The organism is Auritidibacter sp. NML100628, from assembly GCF_003185985.1.
GTDB classification, from domain to species: domain Bacteria; phylum Actinomycetota; class Actinomycetes; order Actinomycetales; family Micrococcaceae; genus Auritidibacter; species Auritidibacter ignavus.
In genome coordinates this window covers 17391-28030 of sequence record NZ_QHLP01000022.1, presented here as the reverse complement: position 1 = coordinate 28030, position 10640 = coordinate 17391, and the positions used below count along the sequence as shown (strand labels likewise).

At 58.0% G+C, this 10640-nt stretch carries 6 protein-coding genes and 2 pseudogenes; 5 read left to right on the top strand and 3 right to left on the bottom strand.

What is annotated here, in order from left to right:
• Positions 1 to 337: 337 nt before the first annotated feature.
• Positions 338 to 1855 carry a hypothetical protein gene (locus DCC24_RS11490; RefSeq protein WP_146206326.1) on the bottom strand — a complete coding sequence of 506 codons (1518 nt, stop codon included), beginning with the start codon at positions 1853 to 1855 and terminating at the stop codon, positions 338 to 340.
• Positions 1856 to 2001: 146 nt separating this feature from the next.
• Between DCC24_RS11490 and DCC24_RS12425 the strand changes: the two are divergent.
• The 5 genes and pseudogenes from DCC24_RS12425 to DCC24_RS11470 all read left to right on the top strand — a co-directional run.
• Positions 2002 to 2730: pseudogene (locus DCC24_RS12425) on the top strand (DUF3375 family protein); the annotation flags it as partial.
• Positions 2731 to 2849: 119 nt separating this feature from the next.
• Positions 2850 to 3482 carry a DUF3375 family protein gene (locus DCC24_RS12420; RefSeq protein ID WP_233492082.1) on the top strand — a complete coding sequence of 211 codons (633 nt, stop codon included), beginning with the start codon at positions 2850 to 2852 and terminating at the stop codon, positions 3480 to 3482.
• A gap of 13 nt (positions 3483 to 3495) precedes the next feature.
• Complete coding sequence (locus DCC24_RS11480) at positions 3496 to 4083, top strand: DUF4194 domain-containing protein (RefSeq protein WP_110100042.1); 588 nt, start codon at positions 3496 to 3498, stop codon at positions 4081 to 4083.
• Positions 4080 to 7505: an ATP-binding protein gene (locus DCC24_RS11475; RefSeq protein ID WP_110100041.1), complete on the top strand. Its 3426-nt coding sequence runs from the start codon at positions 4080 to 4082 to the stop codon at positions 7503 to 7505. Before DCC24_RS11480 ends, DCC24_RS11475 begins: the two co-directional genes overlap by 4 nt.
• The gene (locus tag DCC24_RS11470; RefSeq protein ID WP_110100040.1) at positions 7502 to 8674 is read left to right on the top strand and encodes a Wadjet anti-phage system protein JetD domain-containing protein; all 1173 of its coding nucleotides are present in this window, start codon (positions 7502 to 7504) and stop codon (positions 8672 to 8674) included. Before DCC24_RS11475 ends, DCC24_RS11470 begins: the two co-directional genes overlap by 4 nt.
• 122 nt (positions 8675 to 8796) lie before the next feature.
• Here the strand turns inward: DCC24_RS11470 and DCC24_RS12685 are convergent, their stop codons facing one another.
• Together DCC24_RS12685 and DCC24_RS12680 are read right to left on the bottom strand one after the other, a co-directional pair.
• Complete coding sequence (locus DCC24_RS12685) at positions 8797 to 9369, bottom strand: IS1634 family transposase (RefSeq protein WP_369860322.1); 573 nt, start codon at positions 9367 to 9369, stop codon at positions 8797 to 8799.
• A 154-nt stretch (positions 9370 to 9523) separates the two neighbouring features.
• Positions 9524 to 10297, bottom strand: a pseudogene (locus tag DCC24_RS12680) (IS1634 family transposase); the annotation flags it as partial.
• Positions 10298 to 10640: the final 343 nt, after the last annotated feature.

The window sequence follows — 10640 nt, the reverse complement described above, 5'->3', positions numbered from 1 at the left end:
ACGCAGCGATCATGTGCCTAGCCCGGCGTCGACTAAACGTCATGTACGCGATGATGAAAACAGGCACCCTATACGAACCCCGCACCCCGACCGCGGCTTGACAAACACCATAGGGACACCCCCCACGAAACCGGAGGCTTCAGACGTCTCCCACACCCTCGAATACGATGAGCCCCTACATGCGATGAACCTGTTGTCGTCAGCAGGCGCAGTAATCGATTCGCGCGTTATTCCTGTGAACGGATACCTTCGGCCGACGTTTTCAGCAATAGTCACGACAGATTGCTGAATACGTTGCCGGAATCATTTCTGATCGTTCCCCCGATAGGTCGAACTACTATGTCTCATCCGGCCCATCCTCACCATTGGATGGCTCAGCGGGAGAATCATAGTTACTGTAGGTGTCACTCTTGACATTCGAGGGGTTCATCTCTCGCAAGGAAGAGTAATCAACACTCAAGGAATCACCATCCACCACAACTGAAAGCGCCTCATCCGTTACACTCAGTGGGGTGAATAGATTGAGGGTGGTGGAACTCTCTTCCCAGTCTTCGTCACCCTCATCACGGTATTCGTACTCGATCTCAAGCTCCGCGTCGACGGTGACAAACAAGTCGCCAGTAAGCTCCTCGGCAGGAACCTGATCATCGCCTAAGCTATACCCTGAGTCGTTATCGGAGTTCAACCGGATCGTGGGACCTTCGCTCCAGTTACGCGAGACAATGCGGGTGGCCTCGTAGATGGTTGACTCATAGGAAACTGCCTCACATTCAGGCACCACAATCACGTTCTCATTGGTCACGCAGGAAGCCAATCTGGATTCGACGTCAGCGACCACATCCTCGATCAGCTGATCGGTGTATTGCTGTTCAAAGTGTACGATTTCAGCGGCTGTCGGATCTGATGTCTCCGCAGTGACGGTGATGGAAATATCATCACCGTAGAAGACATAGGTGCTACCTTCAGGCGCCTGGAAAGTATAGGTACCGGGGAGGGCCGGCATCATACCTGGTTCATCTAGGCTGGGGACGTCGACATCACCATCCTGGGGTTCATCCGAAAAGTAGTCCGAGTCCTCCGGGCTGGGTCCCTCGGAAATCTCCGTTCCTTCTGTCGCAGGTGACAGCTCAGTCTCTACACCGTTAACTTCCAGCGTAGAGGGGCCCTGGCTCATGTAGACGTAACTCCACGGTGCAGAGGTTATCCTCCAGTCGTCGAAGAGGACTGCCTGGTTACCCTCGGCGGTCAGTTCCACAGTGATCGGATATTCCCGGCCGTCCTGAGTCAAAAACGCTTCGACCGTGACATTCCCAGCATCGTCTTGTTCACCAACCTCACCGATGCGGTATCCGGTAGGACGATTCTCGACTGCCGCATAAACTTCATCATTCAGCAGGCCTCGCCGATCATTAGTCACATTCGGGTCGGCCAGTTCCACCGCGGTCGAGGCTTCACCGTCTACCACGGCTTGCAAGTATTCCTCCACTTTCTTATCGGGCCCAAAGGTACTGGAAGCCAGCACACTGCGGGTCACGAAAAACGCCACGATGAGCCCCGCCAGCACTACGACGGCAATCAAGACGATCAACAAGTTCCGCTTCGTCTTTCGGGACATCGGCTTGGCTACCGCAGGCTGGGTATACGCCTCGGGAGATGCCTGGGCACCGGGGGCGTATCCTTGATTCGTAGCTACTGGATCAGCCGAGATTGCCGGCATACTGGCCTCAGCAGGAAGCTCAGCATCAACCGAATGTCCAGCGTCAACAGGGATACCGTAGTCGGGTTGTTGCGGGGCTACGTTCGGGGGTGGCGGTGATGTCGGCGACGGCGGCGTCGCCGGCGGTGTTTCCGCCATCGGTACCGTCGCATCAGGCACCGAGTCACTACAGCTAGGCCACAGACTATGGCGAGCCGCGTGAGAACGGGTCGGAGAGGCCCCGGGAGGAGCCGCCACCTCATCCCTTGTTATCCCCCTTATTTCCCGGCTAACCTTGGAGCGTTATGGATACCGAACAGATCGACCGGCTGCGCCGTCTGAACCCCGCGTGGAAGCTGCTGCGCGCGCAGAACGCGCCCTTGATTTTGTCGTTCTTGGGTCGGCATTTCATCGAGGAAAACCACGGGGCGACGGCCGCCAGCACACTTGCGGGTGCGCTGGATGACGAGCTCTACGGGCTGAATGACCAGGCCTTCAGCCTTGACGAACCAGCGCCATACCCCAAGGACCCGACGGATTATTTAGAGGATTGGGCGGCAGACGATTCCGGTTGGCTGCGCAGGTTCTACCCGGTGGATTCTGACGAGCTTCACTACGACGCCACGCCTGCGCTGGAGAAGGCGTATTCGTGGGTGCTCGGCCTGCAGGTGCGCCCGTTTGTGGCCACCGAGTCGAGGCTGCAGACGATTGTAGAGCTGCTGCGGCAGATCTCGATGGGTTCGGAAGAAGATCCTGAGGAACGTATTGCGGAACTCAAACGGCGCCGCGATTCAATTGACCGCGAGATTCGCCAGATTGACCAGGACCCGCAGTTTGGCATGCTCGATGGCACCAGGCTGAGGGATCGGTATCAGCAGTTCACGTCCACCGCCAGGGAACTGTTGGCGGACTTTCGACAGGTGGAGGAAAACTTCCGTTCGTTGGATCGGAGTGCTCGAGAAAGGATCGCCACGTGGCAGGGCAGCCGCGGCGAACTGTTGGATGAACTGGTGTCGACCAGGGCCAATATCGATAGTTCGGATCAGGGCCGCAGCTTTCAGGCGTTTTATGACCTGCTGTTGTCGGAGACCAGATTTATGACCTGCTGTTGTCGGAGACCAGACAAGAAGAACTGTCGGAGCTGCTTGGCCGCGTGTCGGAACTTGCCCAGATACAGACAGATAGCCGGTTGCGCACTATCCATCACAACTGGGCGGATGCCGCTGAGCGCACTCAGCAGACGGTGCGCCAGATATCTGAACAGTTTCGCAGATTCCTGGATGACCAAATCTGGGTGGAAAACCGCAGGGTTCTGGAACTGGTAAAAGACATCGAGCGCCATGCCGTCGATGTCCGTGCGCAAGCGCCGAAGAAGGACTCTCCCGTCGGCATCGAAGTCGATGTCCCGGGCATTGATGTTGCTTTGCCGTTGGAACGCCCACTGTATGACGTGCGTCCAACCGCCGAGGTCGACAGTCTCCTACAACCCAGCGAGGCCGAAAACGTCGACACCACTGCGCTTACGTCGCAGGTCTTTGTTGACCAGACGAAACTCTTGAGCCAGCTGGCCGCGATCATCCCGCAGGGCGAATCGGCGCTGCTGGACGACATTGTGCAGATGTACCCGATAGAACAGGGCGTGAGCGAACTCATCGGCTATCTGTCCCTGCCGGCTGAGGATGTTCAGGTGAATATCAACGACGATGTTGAATCGACCATTGAAGCCCAGGCTGACGAACTCACGTACCAGGTGCGGCTTGCACAGATTAAGGTGACCAGATCTTGAGGACACTGCAGCCATGAGAACTCCCGAGGAAACAGCGGCGGCGCGCAGCATCATCGCCCTGATGCGCGGTGTGGTGTACCAGGAAGCTGCAGAAGACGTCTGGCGTGAGCTTATGAAGAACCCCGCTCCAGTGCGCGATCATTTCAACACCATCGGCCTGGATGTTGTGGTCGATGAAAACGAGGGCTACGCCTATCTGCGCATGCAGGAAGAACGGGAGGGTGAAGAACCACTCCCCCGTTTGATCACACGCCGCAAACTTCCCTACAACGATTCCCTGCTGCTAGTGTTGCTGCGCAGGCGCTTGGTGGAATTTGAATCCCACGGTGATCAGGGCCGCCTGGCGGTGGATCGGGATGACGTCGTTGATTCGCTCCGGGTCTTTCTGGCTGACTCTTCTGACGAAGCCCGGATCATCAACAACATCGACCAGAGCATAGGCAGGATCGAGAAGCTCGGTTTTCTGCGCAAATTGCGCGGTGAAAACGATGTCTGGGAAGTCCGCCGAATTCTGAAGGCCTACGTCGATGCGCAGACGCTGTCTGATTTTGCGCAGAAGCTGGACGAATATAAGTCCGTACTGAACCAGGGTGGACAATGAGCGAAGGTCTGTTCTCCGCAGTTGAAGTTGAGGCGACGGGCAAACCTGGCTACAGACTTGAACGGATTGAACTGTGCAACTGGGGTACGTTCGACAACCACGTCAGCTACTTGTACCCGAATGGTGAAACGGCGCTGCTGACAGGTGATATCGGCAGTGGAAAGTCGACGATTGTCGATGCTGTAAGCACCTTGCTGTTGCCTTCGCACACGATTGAATACAACAAGGCCGCAGGTGCCGGTAGGCGTGAGCGCAGTTTGCGCAGCTACGTTGAGGGCCACTACAAATCTGAGCGCGACGAACAAACCGGCACGTCTCGCCCAGTTGCGCTGCGCGGTCACAATGCGTATTCGGTGATTCTGGGGAGCTTCACCAACGAGGGATACGGCGAAACTGTGACCCTGGCCCAGGTGTTCCAACAGCGCGATTCAACGGGCCAGCCGTGGCGACGGTTCTTCTCAGCACCCAAGCGGCTGACTATCCTGGATGACTTTTCAGGCTTCGGCACCGATATCAACGACCTGCTGCGCAATCTGCGGAAGAAAGACGTCGCTGTTGACGACACTTTCCCGAGCTACGCCCGCCGCATGCGCAGGCTTCTGAGCATCCGGTCAGAGCAGGCCATGGACTTGTTCCAGCAGACGGTGTCAATGAAGGCCGTGGGGGATCTCAACGAGTTTGTGCGCACACATATGCTCGAGCCCACCGACGCTGGTGGTCGGATCCGGCAGATCATCGACCACTTCGATGATCTTGAAAACGCATACCAGGCCGTGCAGCGAGCCCAGGAACAATTGGAGTTGCTGACCCCTCTGGTGGAAAACGCGGATAAATACGACGCCGTGGTTGCCAAGAAAGACAATTTTGCTAAGCAGCGCGACGCTGTGGACGTGTTCTTTTCCGACATACGCGCGACGCTGCGAACTGCCAGTATCGAGCAGTTGGAAGCTGATCTCACCACCGTCAACCAGCAGTTGGCGGCGAAGCGGGAAACCCGCGACAAGCTGTCTGCTGAACGTGACAATCTCATCGCGGCGCGTGCCTCGGCTGGTGGCGAGCGCCTGGAGACCCTGCGGCACAAGGCTGCGTCTGCGCGTGAACAGCAAAAGGAGCGCCACGCTCGAAACCAACGTCTGCAGGTAAAACTGCAGAATGCAGGCTTGGCTGAGGTTAGAACGCAGGCTGATTTCAACCAGATGCCCGGCAAGGCTCAAGACCGACGGGCGGTGCTGGAGCCAGAGGCCACCGAACTTGATAAGAAACGTTCGGCCATCGAAGCCGAAAAGCTGCTGCTCACCGAGCATGAACGCGAAACCAAACGCGAACTGAATAGTCTGGCCGCCCGCCGGAACAACCTGCCCAGCAACCTGCTGGATATCCGTGAACAGCTCAGTACTGCCACCGGAATTGCTGAAGACGAGCTCCCCTTTGCGGGTGAGCTTCTGGATGTTGCCGAGGAGTTCGAAGAATGGCGAGGCGCCGCTGAACGTGTGCTTAGCAACTTCGCCTTGTCGATGTTGGTTCCGCAGGCACACTACCCCGCGGTTGCCGAATGGGTGAACAGAACCCGTTTGCAGACCTCGGGTCGCGGTGGCCGCACCAAGGGTGTGCGTCTGGTGTATGAACGTGTACCGGATCGGCACGTGCCGCTGCAGCGCAAACCTTCGGCTGGGCTGCGACTTGCGGACACGATCGAGATCGAGGATTCGCCCTTCCGCACCTATTTGAAGAGCGAGGTAGAGTCCCGCGCTGACCACCTGTGTGCGAACACCGTTGAGGAATTTCGCGGAGCGCAGCGCGCGGTCACGCGTGAGGGCCAAGTGCGTTCGCGCGACCGTCACGAAAAAGACGACCGGCGTCGTGTTGACGATCCACGCGCTTGGGTCTTGGGTCGGGTCAGCGAGCGCAAACAAGAAGCTCTGCTTCGTGAAATCCAAGAACAGTACCAACGTCAGTCGCAGCTGAATGAGACGCGGGAACGGCTTAAGACCAGGCAGGCAGAAGTCCAAACTCAGTCCGAAGCTCTGCGTGCGGTTCTGGACTTTGACTCGTGGGATGAAGTCGATTGGGAATCAGCTCGCGCCCGTGTGCAAGCTGCTGAAGCTGAGATTGAGCGTCTGGAGAACGGTTCCTCAGAGCTGGCGGAGATCACTCGCAGCTTTGAGTTCGTGGAACAGCAGATTAAGGAAAACGAGGCCGCGCTAGATGATGTTGCCCGGAATGCAACGACCCTCGAAATGCGCTTGGACCAGGAGCGTTCAGCGCTAGAACGTGACCGTGAAATCCTCGCAGCAGGCACTTTCGAGAGAGCCCAAGAATCCTTCGAGGATCTCCAGGCCCGGGTGCCTAAGCACATCGCGTCCGTTGAACAGGCAGACGAGCTCCAAGCCTCGACAGTCAGTGCGATTGCGAAGGACATTGAATCGGCGCAGGAGAAGATCAACGGCCACACCACAACGCTGCTGACGCAGATGGGCAATGTGCGCGAACAGTTCCCTGCAGAAACCACGGAAATGGATGTCAGCGTGGACGCGCGCAATGCCTACCGCGAATTCCACTCACGGGTGAAAAATGACGACCTCCCGCGGTTCAAAACGGAGTTTAAGGAGCAGCTGAACACCAACGCGATTCGCGAAATTGCTGGTTTTTCCAGTTGGCTCCGCCGGCAGGCGGACGAAATGGACGTGCGAATCGGCAAGATCAACGAGGCCCTGTCAGCCGTGGACTTCAATGAAGGCCGCTACATTCGTCTGGAGAAGTCCGCCACCATCAACCAGGATGTGCGCAAGTTCCGCAGTGATCTGCGTGATGTTACCGCCGAAGTCAGCGACAACGACGATTCCTCCCTGTACTCCGAGCAGCGTTTCCAGGATGTGCGGGCGATCATCGAGCGATTCAAGGGCCGCGAGGGTCACACAGACGCCGACAAGACATGGACGGCCCGTGTTACCGACGTGCGCAATTGGTTTACGTTCTCAGCATCCGAGCGCGATCATGAAACTGATGAGGAATGGGAGCACTTCCGCGATTCTGACGGCAAGTCCGGAGGGCAGAAGGAAAAACTGGCGTACACGATCCTCGCCGCTTCGCTTGCCTACCAATTCGACCTGAAGTGGGGTGCTGCGAAGTCGAAGGACTTCCGCTTTGCCGTGATTGATGAGGCTTTTGGCCGAGGTTCGGATTCTTCGACCCGCTATGCCTTGGACCTGTTCCGCAAACTGGGCCTGCAGCTGCTGATTGTCACGCCGCTGCAGAAGGTCCACATCATCGCCCCGTACGTCAAGAGCATCGGCTTCGTCGACAACGTAGGCGGCGATAATTCTCGGCTGCTGACCATGACCATCGAGCAGTACTACAACAACATGGCCGACTCCGGTGGCGGCTCGAAGCCCGGTGGTACGAAGCCCGGGGGTTCGGTGTGAGTCGAGTCCGCGCTTGGAAAACCCCGCAAGACATCCGCACCGCGGTGCAGCGCCGCTGGAAAGACGGGTCGCTGCTGCGCGCCTACGCCCTGGGTGAGGACTTCCCGGTAATCACAGTGCCCCTGGGCGGGCCCACTTCCGCTGAGCTCGCCTCCCGCTGGGACGAATGGCGTGCCTGGTCTTCTGACCTTTCCCACGATTCACGAGGTGGAGCTCACTACGACCTCGAACTTAAGTCTGTTGGGGGTCGGGGTGCGGTAGGTGCGAACTCGGTCCCTCACAGGGCCGTGTTCAGTCGGTTCGATCAGGCTTGGGAGCTTCTGTCGGTCGGCCGGGATGTTGCCACCTTTGATGAGTTGTTGTCGGTGACGAAAAAGTGGCAGTTGGGGGCTCCCTGGCAATGGGTTTTGCGCCGTCCACTGGAGGCGCTGCGGTTGGCAGCGGAGTGGCCGCAGGTGTTGGCAGCGTACGAGTGGTTGGATACGGTGCGGGGTTCAGACCGCTATTTGCGGCAGGTGGATGCGGCCGGGGTGGATACGAAGTTCGTGGAGTCCAACCGACGACCGTTGGCGGAAATGCTCGGGGTGACTGCCACTAAGGGCAAGTTTGAGCAGGCATTGGGCTTGGCGACAAAGCCTGCGTATGTGCGCATGCGGGTAGACCCTGTGCGTTCCCCGGTACCCGGTGTGGATGAGTTCACTCTTCGAGCGGATCAGATGTCCGATTTTGGTTTTGTACCGGACATCGCCCTGATTGTGGAGAACGAAATTACGTTCCTCACGGTTCCCGTACCCGCCGATGGGGCCGTGGTGTGGGGCAAGGGTTTTGAGAGTCAGCGCAGCCAAACACTCGCTTTTTTTGCGGGATCGGATGTGTTGTATTGGGGCGATGTGGATACACACGGATTCAGCATTCTGCACGGGGTGCGAACACAGCTGCCGCAAGCTGAATCAGTGTTAATGGATGAAGACACCCTGGAAGCGCACCGCAAATTGTGGGGTTCTGAGCCTGCACCGACGAATGCGTATTTGGAGAATTTAACCCCAACGGAGCGAGCCCTGTACGACGATTTAGTGTCGGACCGGCTGGGTAGCAATGTGCGTTTGGAACAGGAACGCATCAACTGGGCGTGGGCGTTGCAAAGGCTTGACTACCGCTGGGCTCAGTAGGGGTTGGAGCGGGGTTCTAGAGGCCAGACTCACGCTTTAATGCAGACCAGCACCCCTCCAACAGCTGCACACTCACAAGGCCCAGCCGACCCGGCACCTCGGACCTGACTTAGCGCATTTGTTTAGTGTCCCGGTTCTGCCTTGATTTGGGTGATGATTTTTGCGGCGTTGTCTGGGATGCGGGCGGAGATCTTCATGATCTTTCCGTTGGTCTCGATGAGCGCGGCGTGGATGGGCCGCAGCGTGGTGATGATTTGCTTTAGCGACAGTCCTGTCCTGGCTTGGGTGTGGCGGGCGATGGCAAGTGTGGTGAACACGATGGTCAGGTGGGCTTCGATCGCGTTGCGGGTGTGGTGGAAGATCGGCCGGGCTGCAAGGTCGGACTTCGACATTCGGAAGGACTGCTCGACCTGCCACAGGTCGTGATAGGAGCTGATGATCTCCTTGGCGGGCATGATCGTGGCGGGGATGTTCGTGACGTAGCCCTTGAGTCCGACCAGGCGGCGGGCGCGGTTGAGCGCGGCTTCGTCGAGTTTCCGCCCGGCTGCTGTGGTCTTGACGAACCTCGTGGACCTCACTTGGCGTTGCCCGTCGATGATCTCTTGAGCACGGTTGGCCTGGAGGTTCAGGGTCTGCTGATCCCGTAGCGCTCGTTTGCGTGAGAATGCCCATACTGCCCGCCAGTTCTTGTCCATCTGCTCTGGATTCCACGCTGGTTCCTCGCGCAGCAGAACGTCGTTGGTGGCCGTTCTGCCGTAGCGTGGGGTGACGGTGTCGACGATCTGCCCGTCGGTGAACCCATCCCCGTGCCACCGGAAATGTGAGGCCAAATTGTTGGGTGCTTTCGTCATTTTTTGAGCCGACGATGAACCGCAGTCCGGCCTCATCGAGCTCTTTGAGGTTGGCTGCTGAGAGCATCCCGGCATCAGCGACAACGACCATGTCAGCGATACCATGGCGGGTCTGGAAACGCTCGATGATCTCCAGCAGCGTCTTCGTTTCTGCTTTGTTGCCCTCAAAGCAACCGATCTCTAGCGGGAACCCGGTCCGATCCACCAGCAGACCAACGACGATCTGAGGGTCCACGCGCCGTTCTTTGGAGTATCCAACTTTGCGTAGTCCGTCTTCGTGCTCGGCTTCGAAATACAGGGTCGTCACGTCGTACATCACCAAGCTGACATCACCGTCGCTGAGACAGTGAGCAAAGCACTTCGACGCGATCATATCCCGGTACTTCTTCTCCTGAGCCCTGGCCAGATGCCGATAGATCGTTGACACGTGCGGGGCCGGCACCCCGAGTTCGGTCAGCACCCGGACCGTATCGCGCTTCGAGGTCGGCTCTACCAGCCTGGCCAGCACCACCTGCTTGAACACCTCATCACCGACCACGTCGAAACCCAGGTTCGTATACGCCGCTTCCAGCGTGGACCACAACACATCCGACACCGCCCCGATCGTGCGCGGCCGACTCACCACCGGCGGACCCTCGACAGTGTGCGCAGGCTCCAGAAGCTGGGACTGTCTCCCAGGACCTGGCAACACTGATTCCTGCCTCACCGCATCCTCGATCCCAAGATCGAGCACTCCCTGATCGCCAACCAAGATCTCGTCGGCACGATCCATCAGCAGGCCAAGCTCAGCATCGGTATGCGCTGAGCCCACATGCTTGATCACCCGCAGTTTCCCACGACGCTTTTCTACGACCTGAACCGCAGTCGCCCCTGAAGCAGTCCGGACCTTCCTCACAAATACCACACGATTAGTGTCCCAAAACCACCATTCCGAAAGACAAAACCCCAGGTCACAGCCCCACGGACCCCGAAACCACACTCACGTGCGCTAAGTCAGGAGCGGGACTGGATCGTGAACACAAACGGAAAAGCTAAGCGAGTGGTCACCAAACGCACACCAGCTTTAGAGTGCTTACGCAATTCTGATCATTTTTATCTGGTTGACCCAGCCGAAA

What these genes read in the sequence shown, in the direction of transcription:
- DCC24_RS11490 (WP_146206326.1), bottom strand. Translation starts at nt 1,855, where the DNA reads ATGGCGGAAACACCGCCGGCGACGCCGCCGTCGCCGACATCACCGCCA.
- DCC24_RS11480 (WP_110100042.1), top strand. Translation starts at nt 3,496, where the DNA reads ATGAGAACTCCCGAGGAAACAGCGGCGGCGCGCAGCATCATCGCCCTG.
- DCC24_RS11475 (WP_110100041.1), top strand. Translation starts at nt 4,080, where the DNA reads ATGAGCGAAGGTCTGTTCTCCGCAGTTGAAGTTGAGGCGACGGGCAAA.
- DCC24_RS12685 (WP_369860322.1), bottom strand. Translation starts at nt 9,369, where the DNA reads ATGGACAAGAACTGGCGGGCAGTATGGGCATTCTCACGCAAACGAGCG.